Annotated in this window: 18 protein-coding genes; 5 read left to right on the top strand and 13 right to left on the bottom strand. The window is 44.6% G+C overall.

Annotation, left to right across the window (positions count from 1 at the left end):
* Window positions 1-43 precede the first annotated feature (43 nt).
* Complete coding sequence (locus AC1XTG_RS12660; RefSeq protein ID WP_056281733.1) at window positions 44-742, top strand: MCP four helix bundle domain-containing protein; 699 nt, start codon at window positions 44-46, stop codon at window positions 740-742.
* 53 nt (window positions 743-795) lie between these two features.
* On the opposite strand, the gene AC1XTG_RS12655 is transcribed toward AC1XTG_RS12660, so the two are convergent.
* Window positions 796-1,347, bottom strand: a complete 552-nt coding sequence (locus tag AC1XTG_RS12655) for a hypothetical protein (protein ID WP_056281738.1) — start codon at window positions 1,345-1,347, stop codon at window positions 796-798.
* Between the two features lie 238 nt (window positions 1,348-1,585).
* Between AC1XTG_RS12655 and htpG the strand changes: the two genes are divergently transcribed.
* Window positions 1,586-3,424: a molecular chaperone HtpG gene (gene htpG / locus AC1XTG_RS12650; protein ID WP_484842238.1), complete on the top strand. Its 1,839-nt coding sequence runs from the start codon at window positions 1,586-1,588 to the stop codon at window positions 3,422-3,424.
* 84 nt (window positions 3,425-3,508) lie between these two features.
* Here htpG and AC1XTG_RS12645 read toward each other — a convergent pair whose 3' ends face one another.
* Entirely contained in the window at window positions 3,509-3,838 is a 330-nt protein-coding gene (locus tag AC1XTG_RS12645; protein WP_484842237.1) for a hypothetical protein, read from the bottom strand.
* Window positions 3,839-3,931: 93 nt separating this feature from the next.
* Window positions 3,932-5,689, bottom strand: coding sequence for a transcription termination factor Rho (gene rho / locus AC1XTG_RS12640; protein ID WP_056281748.1), 1,758 nt, complete (start codon window positions 5,687-5,689; stop codon window positions 3,932-3,934).
* Window positions 5,690-6,186: 497 nt separating this feature from the next.
* Between rho and AC1XTG_RS12635 the strand changes: the two genes are divergently transcribed.
* The 3 genes from AC1XTG_RS12635 to lptC are packed head-to-tail and all read left to right on the top strand — an operon-like array spanning window position 6,187 to window position 8,771.
* Complete coding sequence (locus AC1XTG_RS12635; RefSeq protein WP_056283403.1) at window positions 6,187-6,909, top strand: type III pantothenate kinase; 723 nt, start codon at window positions 6,187-6,189, stop codon at window positions 6,907-6,909.
* Window positions 6,893-8,185: a BamG family beta-barrel-assembly machinery protein gene (bamG, locus tag AC1XTG_RS12630; protein ID WP_229238581.1), complete on the top strand. Its 1,293-nt coding sequence runs from the start codon at window positions 6,893-6,895 to the stop codon at window positions 8,183-8,185. The genes AC1XTG_RS12635 and bamG overlap by 17 nt, the downstream gene beginning before the upstream one ends.
* A gap of 7 nt (window positions 8,186-8,192) precedes the next feature.
* Window positions 8,193-8,771 carry an LPS export ABC transporter periplasmic protein LptC gene (gene lptC, locus AC1XTG_RS12625; RefSeq protein ID WP_229238582.1) on the top strand — a complete coding sequence of 193 codons (579 nt, stop codon included), beginning with the start codon at window positions 8,193-8,195 and terminating at the stop codon, window positions 8,769-8,771.
* On the opposite strand, the gene AC1XTG_RS12620 is transcribed toward lptC, so the two are convergent.
* From AC1XTG_RS12620 to AC1XTG_RS12575, 10 genes are all read right to left on the bottom strand, one after another.
* On the bottom strand, window positions 8,768-9,193 hold the full coding sequence (locus tag AC1XTG_RS12620) for a c-type cytochrome (protein WP_484842236.1): 426 nt from the start codon (window positions 9,191-9,193) through the stop codon (window positions 8,768-8,770). The genes lptC and AC1XTG_RS12620 overlap by 4 nt on opposite strands.
* 7 nt (window positions 9,194-9,200) lie before the next feature.
* On the bottom strand, window positions 9,201-9,860 hold the full coding sequence (locus AC1XTG_RS12615) for an SCO family protein (protein WP_056281755.1): 660 nt from the start codon (window positions 9,858-9,860) through the stop codon (window positions 9,201-9,203).
* Window positions 9,861-9,866: 6 nt separating this feature from the next.
* Complete coding sequence (locus AC1XTG_RS12610) at window positions 9,867-10,301, bottom strand: viral A-type inclusion protein (RefSeq protein WP_484842235.1); 435 nt, start codon at window positions 10,299-10,301, stop codon at window positions 9,867-9,869.
* Between the two features lie 36 nt (window positions 10,302-10,337).
* Window positions 10,338-11,993, bottom strand: a complete 1,656-nt coding sequence (gene recN / locus AC1XTG_RS12605) for a DNA repair protein RecN (RefSeq protein ID WP_484842234.1) — start codon at window positions 11,991-11,993, stop codon at window positions 10,338-10,340.
* Window positions 11,994-12,044: 51 nt separating this feature from the next.
* A complete protein-coding gene (locus AC1XTG_RS12600; protein ID WP_056281766.1) occupies window positions 12,045-12,284 on the bottom strand; it encodes an LSm family protein in 240 nt (79 codons plus the stop codon).
* A gap of 1 nt (window position 12,285) precedes the next feature.
* Entirely contained in the window at window positions 12,286-13,215 is a 930-nt protein-coding gene (porD, locus tag AC1XTG_RS12595; protein ID WP_484842233.1) for a type IX secretion system protein PorD, read from the bottom strand.
* Window positions 13,200-14,405, bottom strand: a complete 1,206-nt coding sequence (coaBC, locus tag AC1XTG_RS12590; protein WP_056281772.1) for a bifunctional phosphopantothenoylcysteine decarboxylase/phosphopantothenate--cysteine ligase CoaBC — start codon at window positions 14,403-14,405, stop codon at window positions 13,200-13,202. Before coaBC ends, porD begins: the two co-directional genes overlap by 16 nt.
* Before the next feature lie 128 nt (window positions 14,406-14,533).
* On the bottom strand, window positions 14,534-14,848 hold the full coding sequence (locus tag AC1XTG_RS12585; RefSeq protein ID WP_056281774.1) for a DNA-directed RNA polymerase subunit omega: 315 nt from the start codon (window positions 14,846-14,848) through the stop codon (window positions 14,534-14,536).
* A 45-nt stretch (window positions 14,849-14,893) separates the two neighbouring features.
* Window positions 14,894-15,820, bottom strand: a complete 927-nt coding sequence (locus AC1XTG_RS12580) for an outer membrane protein assembly factor BamD (RefSeq protein ID WP_056283411.1) — start codon at window positions 15,818-15,820, stop codon at window positions 14,894-14,896.
* A 75-nt stretch (window positions 15,821-15,895) separates the two neighbouring features.
* Complete coding sequence (locus tag AC1XTG_RS12575; RefSeq protein WP_082489094.1) at window positions 15,896-16,516, bottom strand: T9SS type A sorting domain-containing protein; 621 nt, start codon at window positions 16,514-16,516, stop codon at window positions 15,896-15,898.
* Between the last annotated feature and the right edge of the window lie 64 nt (window positions 16,517-16,580).

Below are 16,580 nucleotides of genomic sequence, written 5' to 3'. Positions count from 1 at the left end.
TGATATAGAAAGAGAGAGGAGCGACCGGGTCAACCTGCATGTTATGAAATGGACTTTTTTAATTCAACGGAAATTGCGGGCAATGTGCTTGCTGGCAGGGATTATGCTGGTGATCATTCTGGGTACGATGCTGTCGCAGCATAATGTAGAGGGGATCGGTCATTCATCTGCTTCTATTTACAATGATCGCCTTATTCCGGCTACTACCATTATTTACATTACTGAAAATCTGTATAGCAAGCGGTTAGCACTTGAAAATCACCTTTTCAGCAATGGCGCTGCTGTTTCCGCCAAGGTGGAAAAGCAGCTGAAATCTTACGATAAGAGCATTGATTCGCTTTTACACCTGTTTGAAAAAACGTACCTGGTGGAAGAGGAAGCAAAAAGCCTGTCTGCATTCCGTGACCAAAACAATCGGTACGCGATGCTGGAAGCGCGGATTCTGTCGCTTTGTGCGGCTGGTGATGTGGAGGAGGGGAAACGGATATTTGCCCAGCATGGCGCATTGAAGTTCAGGGAGGCGGTAACAAGCCTGAATGAACTGACCGATATCCAGTCGAATGTCGGTAAAGATCTGATGAAGGAATCCAAAAGCAATATGGCCAGTTTCGGGGTAATCACTTCGCTGCAAATCGGGCTGGCATTGGTGATCGGGCTGATGATACTCGCATTGTTTTACGACTCCAAAATAATTGAAAAGCCCGCCCTGAAAGATAAAAGCCAGTATTTTAACCTGAACTGACGAATAACAAAAAAGGCCGGCAATTTGCCGGCCTTCACTTTCTCAGGAATATTTTATTGACCTACTTTCCGTCCTTTCAGCGTTTCCCGCTGATTTTTCACTTGCTTCAAAAGGTCTTTCTTTACAAATAATCGCGTTCCGTTTCCGTTTTGCAGATCGAATGTACGCTCTTTGTAATCGAATTTATTGTTAGGTAAAACGTCCAGAAAGTAGTTTTGGCCACTCAGGTTGAACTTCATTCCTTTGGTATCCTGCTGCGTATCGTCCCAGGAAACATGGATCGTCCCGCTGTCAGAGCCCAATGCAACACCTGGTGTGAAAGGAAGTACATTGATTGTCTGAATGCTTTTTCCATTGCTCATCGTGATCTGACCTTCCGGATTTACTTTAATGTCATTTGGATCAGACACTTCTCTTCTGATATTGATCGCCTTGTCATTAAAAAACTGCACTTTTTCCAATGGGATATTGGCTGATTCCAAATCGCGGCGTAAATCTTCTGTAAATACCGTGTAGTTAGATAGCGGCACCGAATTCATGGTGGTACAAGCCGAAATCGTGCAAAGGAAAAATGCACCTGCAATTGCTTTTTTAATCAGATTCATGTTAAATATTGGTGTTCGTATGGAACAGGTTTGAGATTTTAGCTGGGTTGCTTACACTCGCAATATTAAGAAAAAAGCCTTTCACATACCAACCGTTCACTAGCGGGCTTTCAACAATGCGTTAACTGACAATGTGTCAGCCAAAGTGTGTTTTGATTGTATTTGGAACGCATATTTGATCCGGGTATTGCGACAGCCGAAAAACAAATTGTTAAAATAAATAACTAAAAAACAGACTATGGAATCAGTGATTCAGGAAAAAGGAAATCTTAGCATTCACACCGAGAATATCTTTCCGATTATCAAAAAATTCCTTTATTCGGACCACGAAATATTTTTACGCGAATTAGTTTCCAATGCAGTCGACGCTTCCCAGAAGATCAAAAAGCTGGCTTCTTACGGCGAGTTTAATGGAGAGCTGGGCGAGTTGAAGGTTGTTGTGAAACTGGACAAGGAGGCAAAAACAATTACTATTAGCGATAATGGTATTGGTATGACAGCCGACGAAATCAAAAAGTACATCAATCAGATCGCATTCTCGGGAGCAACCGAGTTTGTTGAGAAATACAAGGACAAAGGGGAAGACGGAAAAGGTGACAAAGGTATCATCGGGCACTTCGGTCTCGGATTTTACTCCGCTTATATGGTTGCCGAAAACGTTGAGATCCTGACCAAATCCTATAAAGAAGGCGCCGAGGCAGTTCGCTGGCAATGCGACGGTTCGACAGAGTTTGAGCTTTCACCCGCAGAAAAGGCACAACGCGGATCGGATATCATCCTGCACATTGCGCCCGATTCGGAAGAATTCCTTGACGAACATCGTCTGCGCGGGATACTTGAAAAATACGGCAAGTTCCTTCCGATCGAAATTGAGTTTGAAGAAAAGATAATCAATAATCCAAGTCCGATCTGGACTAAGAGCCCGTCGGACCTGACGGATGAAGATTACCTCGCATTTTACAAGGAGCTGTATCCTTTCAGCGAGGATCCGCTTTTCTGGATCCACTTGAATGTGGACTATCCATTCAATCTGACTGGCGTTCTTTACTTCCCGAAATTGAGAAACGATTTTCAGGGACAACGTGAGAAAATCCAGCTTTACAGCCGCCAGGTGTTCATTACTGATGAAGTAAAAGACATTGTTCCCGACTTCCTGCAATTGCTGCACGGGGTGATCGACTCTCCGGACATTCCTTTGAACGTATCCAGAAGCTACCTTCAGGCGGACGGAAATGTGAAGAAAATCAATGGATATATTACCCGCAAAGTGGCGGATAAGCTGCTGGAAATATTTAAAAACGACCGCGAGGGATTTGAGAAGAAGTTTGACGATATCGGTTTGTTTGTGAAATACGGTATTATCAGCGACGATAAATTCTACGAAAAGGCCAAGGATTTCTGTCTGCTGAAAAATACAGATGGTAAATTCTTCACTTTTGAAGAGTACCGCCAGCACGTAGGTGAAAACCAGACAGACAAGAATGAAAACCAGATCTGGCTTTACACTACTGACGAGAAAAAGCAGGATGCATTTATCCAGTCTGCCAAAAAACGCAGCTACGATGTACTTGCGCTGACCAGCGTAATTGATTCACACTTTATCAATACTTTGGAGCAAAAGCTTGAAAAGGTAAATGTGAAGCGCGTGGATGCAGATACGCTCGACAAGCTTGTTGAAAAAGATGTGAAGCTTGAAAGCATCCTTTCAACTGATGATCAGGAAAAAGCTAAGAAGATTTTTGAGGAAGTTACCAGTAGCAAAACTGCCAATGTACAGGTGGAGGCAATGCCGGTTGACGAGCTGCCTGTGGTAATCACATTCCCTGAATTTATGCGCCGCATGACAGATATGCAGGCTAGTTCAGGTCAGCGGTCGATGTTCGGAGATATGCCCCTAATGTATACAGTTTCGTTGAACTCGAACCACCCGATTATCGGACGTATTCTGCAGACGGAAGACGAGAATGCACAAAAAGCATTGGCTAAGCAGGTTTATGATCTGGCTCTGTTGTCTCAGGGAATGCTCTCCGGAAATGATCTGACACAATTCATTCAGCGCACTGTTACGACGCTTTAATGCATTGGGTATAGGCTATTTAATAAAAGTAAAAACCCGCTGTATGGCGGGTTTTTTATGGCAAAATGGAGTGGATTTCTGTTACTAGACTTTGCCTGCCATCAGGCTGAGTTTTAGCTGAGCAAGTTCCTCCCATTTATGGTCGCGGGCAAAAGCAGCCTGTTTTGGCCAGGAAGAAGGATTTTGAATCTGGAACCTGGGTCCTGCTTTTTTCAGGATACCTGCCATTCTGATTACCGAAACCTCGGCCAGTTGCTCGTAAGTGTATATGCCTTCCTTATTAAACAATTCCTCGATCTTTGGTCCGATACCATCAATCAATTTCAGGTTGTCGGGCTCAGTGTTCGGATTGATGGTTGGGTAGACTGTTCTGGTAGCGCTTGTTGCGATAGGCTGATTTGTGTTGTAAGTCATGGAATGTTGAATCGGCGGGTAAAAGTTTTTTCCATTCAGGTAAACAGGAGGAATGAAAAAAGCCTGAACGGTGAAGTCCAGGCTTTCTCTTAATTATCGGTTCATAGAAATAAGGAACTCTTCGTTGTTCCGTGTCCCTTTCATGTGTTCGAGTAGGAAGTCCATTGACTCCATTGCATTCATATCCGACATGTGCTTGCGCAGGATCCACACTTTCTTCAATGTTTCCTTATCAAGCAGCAAGTCTTCGCGACGTGTACCGGAAGCCATTACATCGATCGCAGGGAATACGCGTTTGTTTGAAAGTTTGCGGTCCAGTTGCAATTCCATGTTACCGGTACCTTTAAACTCTTCAAAAATAACTTCGTCCATTTTAGAACCTGTATCGATCAGCGCAGTAGCGATGATCGTCAGAGAGCCGCCGTTTTCGACGTTTCTCGCCGCTCCAAAGAACCGTTTCGGTTTGTGCAATGCATTTGCATCCACACCACCTGAAAGGATTTTACCGGACGAAGGTACCACGGTATTGTAAGCACGCGCGAGACGCGTAATGGAGTCAAGCAAAATCACGACGTCGTGACCGCATTCAACCATTCTTTTCGCTTTTTCCAAAACAATGCTCGCCACTTTCACGTGACGATCTGCCTGCTCATCAAATGTAGACGCAATCACTTCGGCACGAACGCTGCGCTGCATATCAGTAACCTCCTCAGGGCGTTCGTCGATCAGCAGAATTAACAGGAATACTTCGGGGTGGTTGCGTGTAATTGCATTCGCTACTTCCTTCAACAGGACAGTTTTACCAGTTTTGGGCTGCGCTACGATCATTCCACGCTGGCCTTTTCCGATCGGTGCAAAAAGATCAAGGATACGTGTTGAATATTGATCAGGGCGGGAGCTGAGTTTGAGGCACTCGTCGGGGAACAATGGGGTCAGGTATTCAAAAGGAATACGGTCCCTGATTTCCTCGGTTGTTTTACCATTTACAGTTTCCACGCGAAGCAATGCAAAATACTTCTCGCCTTCTTTCGGTGGACGGATCTGCCCTTTCACAGTATCGCCCGTTTTGAGACCAAAAAGTTTGATTTGAGAAGGAGATACATATATATCATCGGGACTAGCCAGGTAGTTGTAGTCTGCCGACCTTAGAAAACCATATCCGCCATCCTGCATAATTTCGAGGACACCTTCATTGATAATCAACCCGTCAAATTCCCGTACGTAGTTATTGTAATTGCGTTTTATTTTGGATGAAGGATCTTCACGCTGTTGTTGTGGCTGCGCCTGGCGCTCTCCTCCTTCGTGCTGTTGTCTGGCAGGTCTTTCTTCCCGGGCAGTTCCATTTCCGTTATCATTGCCTGCTGCTGCGGGTTCTTCCTGTGTTTCTGTATCAGATACCTGATCTGTTTCGACCGGAATAGCAATTTCTGCCCTTCCAAGATCATTCAATGTATCGTTATCTTCGTCTGCTTCGTCCGCAATATCAATATTCTTTGGAAGATCTTCTGATATGGGCTGCGCCTGCGGTCTGGGGCTATCAAAAAGGGGAGCTGACGATTTGCCTGCATTGTCTTTTTTGCCTTTTCCAGGGCGGTTACCGCCTTGTTTTACAGCAACCGGAACAGGTTCAGCCGGGCGACGTGCACGTTTCTTCTTAGGCTCGTCGTCGCCTTCTGCCACGGCTTCGGAAACAACGGGCTGAGTTGCAGCGCTTCCATTTTCCTGATTGGCGAGAATGCGGTTAATAAGTTCTTTTTTAGCGAGTTTAGTATGATCAGGTATTCCGAGCGAACCTGCTATTTCTTTAAGCTCCGAGAGAAGCTTAATGTTCAATTCATCAATTGTAGGCATAAAGAGAATGGAAAGTAAAGTAAGACTTTACCGATGGGATAATAAGTTGAATGTTATTGATATAAAATTTGGGCCCGACCCAAAGCCGTGTGATGGTCATTGATATTGAAATAAAAATTTATCGAAGTAGCCGGAATTAATGACCTTACTCGCTGGAAAACTTGAATGGATCAATGGTGAATTTCTGCAACTTGATACAATGGAAGTATTGACAATAAATCGGCAAGATTTTTTAAACCTAGGTAACGTTGGGAACGGAGCTACCGATAGATGGATTCTGGATTTATAAGTCGATACTGACTTAGATGGACGAAGGTGCAAAATATCTTTTTTATTTCCAAATAAATAAGCTTTAAAATGTTTACTACTGCCCATTAGTCAGAAAATGACCGTTTTAACTTTAATTAAGACGCCGGTTTCCCGCATTTGTTTGATGGTACCTCGTAAAATCAGGATATTTGTTGCGGTTCAATTACGCAGCTGTTTTTCCCATTTACATGAATATTGTTATCGATTCAGGCAATACTTATTCCAAAGTCGGCTGGTTCCAGAGGGAAAAACTGTTACGCTATACGACGGGGTTGAATTTCGAAGAATTGATTGATACGGTGCGGCGGGATAGTCCGGATTACATTCTTTTTTCCTCAGTCAGCTACACCGAAGAAGAGTTCACAACTGCTCTTCGGCTGGACACGCCGGTTATGGCACTTACTCCCCGGTTGCCTTTGCCGATTACAAAGGAGTATGACACGCCGGAAACTTTGGGTGCGGACCGGATTGCTGCATCTGCCGGTGCAAATTTCCTGTTTCCGGGTGAGGATCTGTTGGTGATAGATATGGGAACCTGCATTACTTACGATCTTGTCGATCGTCGCGCCGCTTTTCAGGGCGGCATTATTTCGCCTGGTGTTAAAATGCGATTCAAGGCGATGAATTCGTTTACCAAAAGACTTCCCTTGATCGATCCGGAAAAGGAGCCGCAGCTAATCGGGAAAAGTACTAAAAATGCGATGCTCAGCGGCGTGATGAATGGCGTGCTCGCAGAAATTGAAGGAATAATTGAAAGATACCGACACAAATTCCCCGCATTGCGCGTAGTAATGTGTGGTGGCGATGTTACTTTTTTTGAAAGTAGCCTGAAACCGCCCATCTTTGCGGTGCCGGAATTGGTTTTAATAGGCTTGAACAGAATTTTAACTTATAATGTCTCAATACAGTAAAATATTACTACTTACATTAACATTAGGACTGGGATGGAGTTGTGCAAATCTCAACGCGCAAGGTCTTGGTAACTCGCCTTATTCGTCACTCGGAATCGGTGAGTTTTACGGAGATGCATACTCCGACAACTCGGGAATGGGACAATCAGGGGTAAGTACTGCAAGTGGTTTCCAGATCAACAATTTAAACCCGGCACTCTGGGTCCGCAACCGTTTTACTACACTGGATGTGGGGCTGGTTACGCAGTACAAGAATATCACTGCCGGTTCTGACAAGCAGACCAACTTTGGTGCCAACCTTGCCTATCTTTCTCTTTCATTTCCTGTTAAACCAAGGTGGGTGATTGGAGTTAATTTAAAACCTTACAGCTTTATTGACTATCAGAATGAGGCCACAAAGCCGGTGATAGGAACTGCTTCCGAGGCGCTTTATATTACCTCAGGGAAGGGTGGTATAAACAAGGCTTCTATCACGAACTCGGTTCAGATCAATAAATATATCAGCGTCGGTCTTGAAAGCAGCTACTTTTTCGGCAATGCCAGAAGATCTTCGGACGTAATTCTTGTGATGCCGGGTGAGAGTGCTTCTAATAATTACCTGGTTAGTTTAAATCAGAGAACCACCTATTCTGACATTGCTTTCAGAGCGGGAGCGGCAGTAAGGATCCCGATTAAAAAGGAAAACAAGCTGAACCTGAATCTTGGAGGTGCATATAGTTTCAGCACGAGCCTGAATTCTGAGAATACAACTACTTTCGAGTTAACGCAGAATTCTTTCCCGCTTACATTGCCCGATACCCTTGATAACAATCAGTCGGGTAGTTTGACGATTCCTGAACAATACCAGGTAGGCGCAAGTCTGGAGTGGCCTTTCAAGCTGATTCTTTCGGCTGATTACAGCCGCCAGTCTTGGTCACAGTATCGCAATTTCAATAATTTGAGTGAGTCACTCAGAGATGTTAACCGCATCCATTTGGGTGCAGAATATCTGCCGCGTTTTACTTCTCTTAACTACTTCAACCTGGTGCGTTACCGACTTGGTTTCAGTTACGGCAATACGCCTTACGTTGTAGCCGGAAAGAATGTAAATGATGCAAATATCAGTCTCGGATTCACATTCCCGATGGGCCGCGGTTACCAGAATTTCCTTTCAGTCGCATTGATAGGCGGGCAGAGGGGAAATACCGGAGTAGGCCAGGTCAAAGAACGTTATGCCCGCGCGGTACTTGGAATTACATTACTGGAGAGGTGGTTTGTTAAACAAAAACTAGACTAACTATGCCATGGATGCGCTTACTTCTTTCAAAGCTGTCGTAAAGCAAATGAAGCACTTATCTCCCTTTTGCATCGTAATCCTGCTGGGAGTTTTGCTTTCCTCTTGCGAGGACAAAAAGAATAAGGTAGGTGCGCTATATACCGGACCTGTTGAAGTCATTAACGAGGTGCAGGTGAAGTACAGTGAGCAGGGGAAGATCAAAGTGCTGATGAAAACGCCGCGATCGCAGCGCTTCCAAAATGATAATCAGATCTTCCCGGATACGATTAATATCAGCTTCTACGATACACTCAGCCGAGTTATTACCCGTCTGCGATCAGATTCAGGGAGGTACGATAAGGCCGCAGACGTTTACATTGTAAAAGGAAATGTGCGCGTCGTGAAATCCGAAACACAGGAGATTATGACCACTTCCGAGCTCAGCTGGAGTCCGCGTACCAGGAAAGTATTTACGGACAAGCCGCTTGCAGTGCGTAACAACAGGACCTCAGAAGTTACCAATGCGATCGGAATGGATGCAGAGCAGGATTTTACCCGGATCAAGTTCAGAAAAGCAACAGGGATCTATAAGTTCAGCGGACCTTAGCGAACTTTACACTTTGTCAATGCCTCTTCCACAAAAGTTATCGGCGTATAAACGCTGTCTTTTCCCCACTTCACAGACACGAAGGTTACAATCTCAGCAATTTCAATATCTGTCAATTTCGGGTTTCCCGGCATAGGACGATTGAATTCCTTTCCATTAACCAGGATAGTGCCTTCCATTCCATTTCTGATGATACAGGAAAGGAAAGCTTTATCTTTTAGCAAAGCAGAGCCTTTGATTGGCGGATAAAGATTGGATAATCCTTCACCGGTACTCTGGTGACAGTTCGAGCAATGCGTCATATATAACTGCATTCCTTCTACAAAATACTGCTCCGTTTTAAGCTCTTCCTCGTTTTTGCACGATAAAAAGGCAATGCAGCAAAACAGGAAAGCTATTCGGGTGATCGTAGGAACTCTCAAAGCAGTATCAACTTTCGTACTCTTTCATTAATTTCTTAATATCCCTGATCAGGCGCTCGGCTCCTTCGTCCGTTGTACCGTCGTACATTCCTCTCACATGCTTTTCTTTATCGATCAGGATAAATGCGCCGCTATGCAGGAAACCACCGGCTGAGCCGCTGTCTGTCTCGACAGTAACCATATAATTGGTCTGTCCGATCTTGAATATTTTCTCCTTGTCACCTGTCAAAAACTGCCATTGCTTGCCTTCTACACCGAGATCTTTGGCATATTTATTCAGTACCTCCGGCGTATCGTGTTCAGGGTCGATGGAGTGGGAGAGGATCATCACGTCCTCATTCCCTTTGTATTCGTTATAAACCTTGATCATCTGTCGCTTCATGACAGGACAGATGGTTGGACAGGTGGTAAAGAAAAAGTCGGCTACGTAAATTTTGTTTTCGACCGCTTTCTCCGTGACAGTCTCGCCATTTTGGTTTACAAAAGAAAATGCCGGAATTACATTGTAGATCGTATCCACAACTTCCTTTCCATTCACCGTCTTCGTTGTCCAGTCGCGCTCACCGAGGATGGGCAGTTTATCATTGTTATTGCACGACCATAATGCGGCCGAGGAAAGCAGTAGGGTGAGGGAAATGCTGAGTGGGTAACTTTTATTAAACTTCATAAATGCTTACTGTAAGAATGTTGAGGCCTCTTGCATGGATTTCAGCGTGAGCTGTTTCACCTGCAGGATTTTGTCTCTTTCACTTTCAAAGTACAGAACTGCCTGTTCCGGTTTAAGCTTTTTAGCCGAATCGCCTCTGTACTCATGCATCCAGTCCATCATCAGCTTATCCGACTCATTCAACTTTTGATTGAGATCCGCCGCCTTAATGCGTTGCTCCGCCATGGTATTGCTGCTCACGCCCACATTGCCCAGGCTATCAATTTCCTGTATTTTCTTGGATAGCCTCGATTTAAGCAGCATAATGCTGTCCATTTTCGGCATTACTTCGTCGTGAATTGCCAGCACTTCATTTTCCAGTGTGGCCACTTTATCTTCTTCTTTCTTGGCACAGCCGGTCAGCAGGCCGATCATGATTGTAATTGCGAAAACTGGTTTCATGAAGAGAGTAATTTTTACGTGGAATTGGATGAACTTTTAACCTTTTAAAATCAACTCCCGTGCATTGAGCAAAACAGCCTCGGAAGGATTATGCCCACCGATCATCTGCGCGATTTCCTGCACCCGCTCATCAATTGACAGTTTCTTGATTTTACTCACTGTGCGGTCTGAAGAGTGGTCTTTGTACACAAAGTAATGTGCATCGCCGCTGCTGGCAATCTGGTGCAAGTGGGTGATGGCGATGATCTGATGGTTTTTAGCCATATTCTGCATCATTTTGCCCATTTGCTTGGCTATTTCGCCGGATACGCCGGTGTCAATTTCGTCAAAGATAATGGTAGGAAGCTTGCGTTTGTCGGCAAGTATGTATTTAATTACCATCATAAGCCGCGAGAATTCACCGCCTGAGGCTACCTGCCTGAGTTCCTGCGGAGTAATTCCTTTGTTGCCGCTGAACAGGAATGTAACTGCATTGGTGCCTGTAGGAGAGGGTGCCGTCTCCGCGATTTGTACTGACAGGTTTGCATTGGGAATACCCAGTTCAGCCAGCCTTTGAAGGATCAGCTTTTCGATAGCGGGCACTACTTTTTTCCGGCTCTCCGACAGATTAGCTGCGCTTTTCAGCATTGCTTCCTTGGCTTGGTTGGTCGCGGTTTCAGCAGCTTGGAGATCATCGTCGAGGTTCAGTACAACAGTGAGCTTGTTTTGCAGCTCGGCTTCAATGGCGAGCAGCTCATCAACTGTCGACACCTGATGTTTTTTGAGCAAATTATAGATCAGATCCAACCTTCCCTGTACCTCCTCACTCCTTCCCGCATCAACTTCAACCGAACTGTTAACCTGATCAATTTCGTCGGCAAGGTCGCGTAGTTCGATCAATGCACTTTGTGCACGCTGCCGGAGCGTTTCGTAGCCGCCAACCAACCTGGCCGCCTGGCCCAATGCACCAATGGTATTTTTGAGAAAATCCAGAACCGAAGCCTCGGGATTATCAAGGTAAGTATATGCGAGTTGCAGCCGCTCTTTTATTTCAACTGCATTTTCAAGAATAGTCAGCTCTTCTTCCAGCTTCTCCTGCTCGCCAGGCCTTAAGCTCGCAGTATTGAGTTCCTGAAACAAAAATTGGTCATAGTCAAACTCTTTCCTGAGCTGCCCGGCTTTCTTTTGAAGCTGGTCAAGTCTTGCAGCTGCGTCGCGGTATACAGAGTAATGCTTCGAGTAGGTTTTTAAAAGATTGTAGTTGGTGGCAAACGAATCAATGACTTGTAACTGAAAATCATTGCTGCCCAGCAAAATCGAATCGTGTTGTGAATGGATATCCAGCAACTGACCGCCGATTTTCTTTAAGGTTTCAAGATTAACGGGGGTATCATTGATAAATGCCCGGGATTTGCCCGAAACTGCAATCTCTCTGCGGATAATGCATTCATCTGCAAAATCGAGGTTCTCCTCTTCAAAATTCGGCCCGAGATCGTAGCCGGTCAGATTAAAGCTTCCTTCAATGACGCATTTTTCCGAAGAATCATACAGCGATTTTACATCGGCACGGTTACCGAGCAACAAGCCTATCGCGCCCAGCATAATGGATTTACCCGCACCGGTTTCCCCGGTTATTATATTTAAACCCTGATCCGGCGACATTTCCAGTTGCTTGATCAGTGCGTAATTCTTGATAAGTAAATTAGAAAGCATGTCTGAATATACTTATGATATTCACAATACGAAAATATAACCGGCAAGCGGCTACGAATTAATGTTCAACGCTGAATTGGCGTCATAAACAACCTCATAGAGTTCGGAAATTACCAATGTATGCGGGTGGCTCCGGGTATCTTCAATAACCAGACTGTTTTCGTTGAAGCTGGCAAGCGTACCGAAATAAGTTTTGCCATTGTTCAGGACCGCTGTAATTTCCTGTTTCACGAGGGATTGAAGCTGCGCAGAAAGCTGCGTCGAAGAGATACGAACCAGTCTTTTACTCATATTATAGCGAAAGCCGCTGGTATAGTTGTGTTTTGGTAGGATCCAGGCTAACGAGCAAGTTGTAAGCCTGTGCGCGCTCAGCCGGTTGTGCCTCTATCAGGATCCGGTATAGCTCATCGGATTTTGCGTCAAAGAATGCATTTACGACGACGCTGGCCGGTCTAAGCTGATTAACTTCCTTTATTGTTGTCAAAAATTCAAGCACTTTCGCGCGAGTCTCTGCCGGATTTTGCGTCGCTACATCCAGCCCCTGACGATAGTATTTATACATACCTTCACGGAATGGGGTAAACTGCTGGCTCATCAGATTTTCTATCAGCCAGTACCTGTTTCTTGAATCACCACCGGAGTCCCATCCCCGCTTATTTGGCGACGAATTTCTCGCCTGGTTCACCAGATTGAAAGCTTTTTGAACGTAGGGCGCTCCGCCCATTCTGCTGAAAGAATCATAGTCAAATATCAGCGCCACGTTTGCGTAAAACGCCAGAATGTACGGGAGTTCTTCGGTATAGCTGTTTTCGTTGAAATAAAGCTGCGTGCTCGGCAGATAGGTGAAGGTGAAATTCTTATCTACATAAGTAAACAGCACTGTTTCGTAATTGGAATTATAAACCGGCCTTGAAACCACCAACTGCGCATTGCCTTCATAATTGCCCTGACTTAATGAGCGCGTCAGGTTTACATTCAGCTTGCATTTGATCTTCTCTTCCTTCGCAAACTGATCGTTTGTCCACCGGGTATTATTCAGAAAATCGTTCATGTAAGTTTGCAGCTGGCTCATCGATTGCGGATCTGTTTTCTGCTGCGCAACGAGCTGCTCGTAGTTCAGGTTTACGGTAAACTGAAACTCCTGCGCCGACGCATATCGGGGGCAACATAAAGCTAGAAACATTGCAAAAACCGACAAAATACCTTTCATGCTTCGCTCCATTTATCAATCACAATACGTAGGATATCCCTGGCAACTTCCTCTTTTGATTTTAATTCGAAGAGGCGCTTTGTACCATTCTTTTCAATAACGGTAATTTTGTTAGTATCGTGCGCAAAACCGGCACCTGCATCATTGAGGGAATTTAAAACAATGTAATCGAGGTTCTTCCGGGCCAGCTTTTCGGCGGCATTCTGTATTTCGTTTTCCGTTTCAAGGGCAAAACCAATCAGTAGCTGTTTTTCACCTTTATCACGACCGAGCGTTCCTGCTATATCCTGGGTTTTCGTCAGTTCCAGAACCATTTCACCGCCCTGCTTTTTGATCTTCTGGTCTGCTACGTATTTAGGCGTATAATCGGCAACTGCCGCTGCAAAAATGACTACATCCTGTTCGGAAAAATGTTTTCTGGTTTCATTCAGCATTTCACCCGCAGTGGTTACCTGAATGCGGTTTACTCCTGCAATTTCCTTCATCTGGGTAGGTCCGCTCACTAGTGTAACCTGTGCTCCTGCAGCCGAAAATGCGGCCGCAAGTGCGTAGCCCATTTTGCCGGAAGAATGATTACTGATAAAGCGAACAGGATCGAGCGGCTCAACAGTAGGGCCGGCAGTAATAAGTACTCTTTTGTTTCTGGCAACCGGCTCCTGTGCAAAGTAGTTGCTCAGTTGTAAAACGATGGTTTCAGGCTCGGCCATCCTTCCGTCGCCAGTAAGCCCGCTCGCCAGTTCACCATATTCAGGTTGTATAAAAATGTTTCCGAATGTAGTTAGCGCGCTGATATTCTGTTTCGTGGAAGGATGATGAAACATATCCAGGTCCATCGCAGGTGCAAAAAATACCGGGCAACGCGCGGAAAGGTAAACTGCGGTGAGCAGATCGTCACAGTTGCCGGTAGCGCATTTGGAAAGGGTACGTGCGGTTGCAGGGGCAATTACGATCGCGTCAGCCCAAAGTGCGAGATCAACGTGGTTGTTCCATTCACTGCCATCGCCACTTGTAAAAGCGCTGTAAACCGGATTTTTGGAAAGTACCGAGAGGGTAAGTGGAGTTATAAATTCAGTGGCAGCCTTTGTCATTACTACCTGAACCGTGGCTCCGGCTTTCACCAGAAGTCTGACCAGCAAAGCTGATTTATAGGAGGCGATGCTTCCTGAAACACCAACCAGGATCTTTTTGTCTTTGAGGTTCAAAGGCTAAGAAGTTAAAATCGGAACAGTAATCACACTTCTGCGTAGTGTTGCAAAAGTTTTCCGCAAGGTATAAAATAAGAAACCAGCCACAATCTAAATCGGGGCTGGTTTCTTAGTGTCAATGCTTGTTATTCTTCGTCAGTGCTGGTACGGTAGCTGCTGTAAGTTTTGCCTTCAATAAATTCATCGATTGCAATGCTACCTGCTTTCGGCATACGCTCGTAGAACTTTGAAATCTCGATCTGCTCCCTGTTCTCAAATACCTCTTCGAGATTATCTACACCAGAGGCAAACTCAGCAAGCTTGTTATTAAGCTCTTCTTTCATCTTGCTTGAAATCTGGCGCGCCCGCTTTGAAATAACGGATACAGATTCGTACAGGTTACCGGTAACGTCGGCTATTTTATCAGTATCCCGTGTAATGATCGATGGATTAGTTGCCATGATTGTCTTATATAGTTTAAAAAATTCTAAATCTGTTAATGTATTTTACTGACCCTTTGGTTCCGCAATGGCGGGAGTTGTAACCTTGGTCGGTGCATTTGAAGGTTCAGGCTGCGTTTCTTTCAGTTTCTGCTTTTCGAGTTCCAGCTTAGCAATAACCTCTATCTGCTTCTGGCTATCATCAAACATCCTCTCAGCGTCGCGGTTGTATCTTCCTGTCGGATATTTGTCAACCATCTCCTGATAAAACTTCACAACATCCTGATAACGTTCCTTCTGTTTATCAATAAAGCTGTTTGTTGCAAGATTGTACTGTGATTCTACTTTCAGGAATGCAAGTTCTTCATTGTACCGGGAGTCGGGAAAATCCCTCTTGAAGTTCTCAATGGAGATTACTGCCGATTTAAGCGATACAATATTGAAGTCGCTGATCTTATAGTACAATTTCGCTCGTTCGTAAGCTTTTCGTTCCAGCTTTGACCGTAGTTCAAGGATATACTTGGTACATTCATCACGAAACTGGCTGTCAGGATACGTGTTGATGAAATCCTGCATAGCCGAAATCGCCGTGTGCGTACTTGCCTGATCCAGGTTGTAAGGCGACGAGTCTTTATAGAGCGAAAATGCGTGCATATAATATGCTTCCTGCGCGTAATCGCTGCGTGCGTAAGTGTCGTAAAATTTCTTGAAAAGAAACTGACTGGTGTTGTACTGACCCTGCTGGTACTGTGAGTATGCGTAGTAAAACTGAGCTAGTTCTGATTCCGTGCTACCTTTCAGCAGCGGGATAAGTTCTTCAAACAAAAGACCTGATCTGTAAAAATCACCCTTTTTGTAGTATGCCATTGCGGCGTCGTATTTCTCCTGGTCAGTCCCTGTTTTCTGTAATCGGGAGAATTTGCTACAAGAAGTAGTGAGAAGCAGAACTGAAATAAAAAGCAAGAAATAGCTTGCAGGACTGTTTTTTCGCATATTGGCTGCAAAGGTAATAAAAAAAGCTACACCATTCATAACGAAAGCGTAGCTGATCTAGTGTTAATTAGTAACCTATTGCTGATGGCGAACGAGCATTTTTTTAGTGGCTACTTTCTTTCCATCAACAGACAGTTGGTAAAAGTACAGGCCGGTTGGCATGTCCCTGGTATTCACCCGAAGCTTCCTGTCGTTTTTGTTCAATGTAAACTGATCCATCTGCGATCCTAAGACGTTGTAGAAGATCAGCTTAGCTTCCCTTACTGCTGGCGAAATGTTGAAGTCAAGCTCCGCATATTCGCTTGCTGGATTAGGATAAATATTGGATACTGAAATCTTATCATTTACGTAAAGCAATTCTTCCACTTTCGCTTGCGCCTCAACCGCATTGGATCTTTTTTCTCCGCCTTTCTCAACAGCCTCAGAAGCGAGTAAGTTATTGCTATCAGAATTGGTAGAATTTGAGAATAAGAATGAAGTGTAGAAGTTGTTAAGTGCTTTTGGATTTTGTAAAGAAAGTGGTTTGTAACTGAGGCCTGAGGGCATAACCGCGAACTTTAAGTTGTTGGAAGTGGCTGGTTTCTTCTTTCCAACGATATTCAGCCGGCTCCCGCCGGAGACAGACTGGGCATTTAATCCCTCAAAACAGAGAGCAAATGCGATCACCAAATGTAAACAAAGTATATATTTTCTCATAGCTGGTATTCAGATACTTATTGACTAATTTTTTAGAATTTAGTTAAAAAGTACACTACAAAAA

This window comes from Dyadobacter sp. HNCC25DJ183 (assembly GCF_056895175.1).
The sequence above is the reverse complement of the archived record's forward strand: the minus strand, read 5'-3'. Positions and strand labels throughout refer to the sequence as shown.

What these genes read in the sequence shown, in the direction of transcription:
- AC1XTG_RS12660 (WP_056281733.1), top strand. Translation starts at nt 44, where the DNA reads ATGAAATGGACTTTTTTAATTCAACGGAAATTGCGGGCAATGTGCTTG.
- AC1XTG_RS12655 (WP_056281738.1), bottom strand. Translation starts at nt 1,347, where the DNA reads ATGAATCTGATTAAAAAAGCAATTGCAGGTGCATTTTTCCTTTGCACG.
- htpG (WP_484842238.1), top strand. Translation starts at nt 1,586, where the DNA reads ATGGAATCAGTGATTCAGGAAAAAGGAAATCTTAGCATTCACACCGAG.
- AC1XTG_RS12645 (WP_484842237.1), bottom strand. Translation starts at nt 3,838, where the DNA reads ATGACTTACAACACAAATCAGCCTATCGCAACAAGCGCTACCAGAACA.
- rho (WP_056281748.1), bottom strand. Translation starts at nt 5,689, where the DNA reads ATGCCTACAATTGATGAATTGAACATTAAGCTTCTCTCGGAGCTTAAA.
- AC1XTG_RS12635 (WP_056283403.1), top strand. Translation starts at nt 6,187, where the DNA reads ATGAATATTGTTATCGATTCAGGCAATACTTATTCCAAAGTCGGCTGG.
- bamG (WP_229238581.1), top strand. Translation starts at nt 6,893, where the DNA reads ATGTCTCAATACAGTAAAATATTACTACTTACATTAACATTAGGACTG.
- lptC (WP_229238582.1), top strand. Translation starts at nt 8,193, where the DNA reads ATGGATGCGCTTACTTCTTTCAAAGCTGTCGTAAAGCAAATGAAGCAC.
- AC1XTG_RS12615 (WP_056281755.1), bottom strand. Translation starts at nt 9,860, where the DNA reads ATGAAGTTTAATAAAAGTTACCCACTCAGCATTTCCCTCACCCTACTG.
- AC1XTG_RS12610 (WP_484842235.1), bottom strand. Translation starts at nt 10,301, where the DNA reads ATGAAACCAGTTTTCGCAATTACAATCATGATCGGCCTGCTGACCGGC.
- recN (WP_484842234.1), bottom strand. Translation starts at nt 11,993, where the DNA reads ATGCTTTCTAATTTACTTATCAAGAATTACGCACTGATCAAGCAACTG.
- AC1XTG_RS12600 (WP_056281766.1), bottom strand. Translation starts at nt 12,284, where the DNA reads ATGAGTAAAAGACTGGTTCGTATCTCTTCGACGCAGCTTTCTGCGCAG.
- porD (WP_484842233.1), bottom strand. Translation starts at nt 13,215, where the DNA reads ATGGAGCGAAGCATGAAAGGTATTTTGTCGGTTTTTGCAATGTTTCTA.
- AC1XTG_RS12585 (WP_056281774.1), bottom strand. Translation starts at nt 14,848, where the DNA reads ATGGCAACTAATCCATCGATCATTACACGGGATACTGATAAAATAGCC.
- AC1XTG_RS12580 (WP_056283411.1), bottom strand. Translation starts at nt 15,820, where the DNA reads ATGCGAAAAAACAGTCCTGCAAGCTATTTCTTGCTTTTTATTTCAGTT.
- AC1XTG_RS12575 (WP_082489094.1), bottom strand. Translation starts at nt 16,516, where the DNA reads ATGAGAAAATATATACTTTGTTTACATTTGGTGATCGCATTTGCTCTC.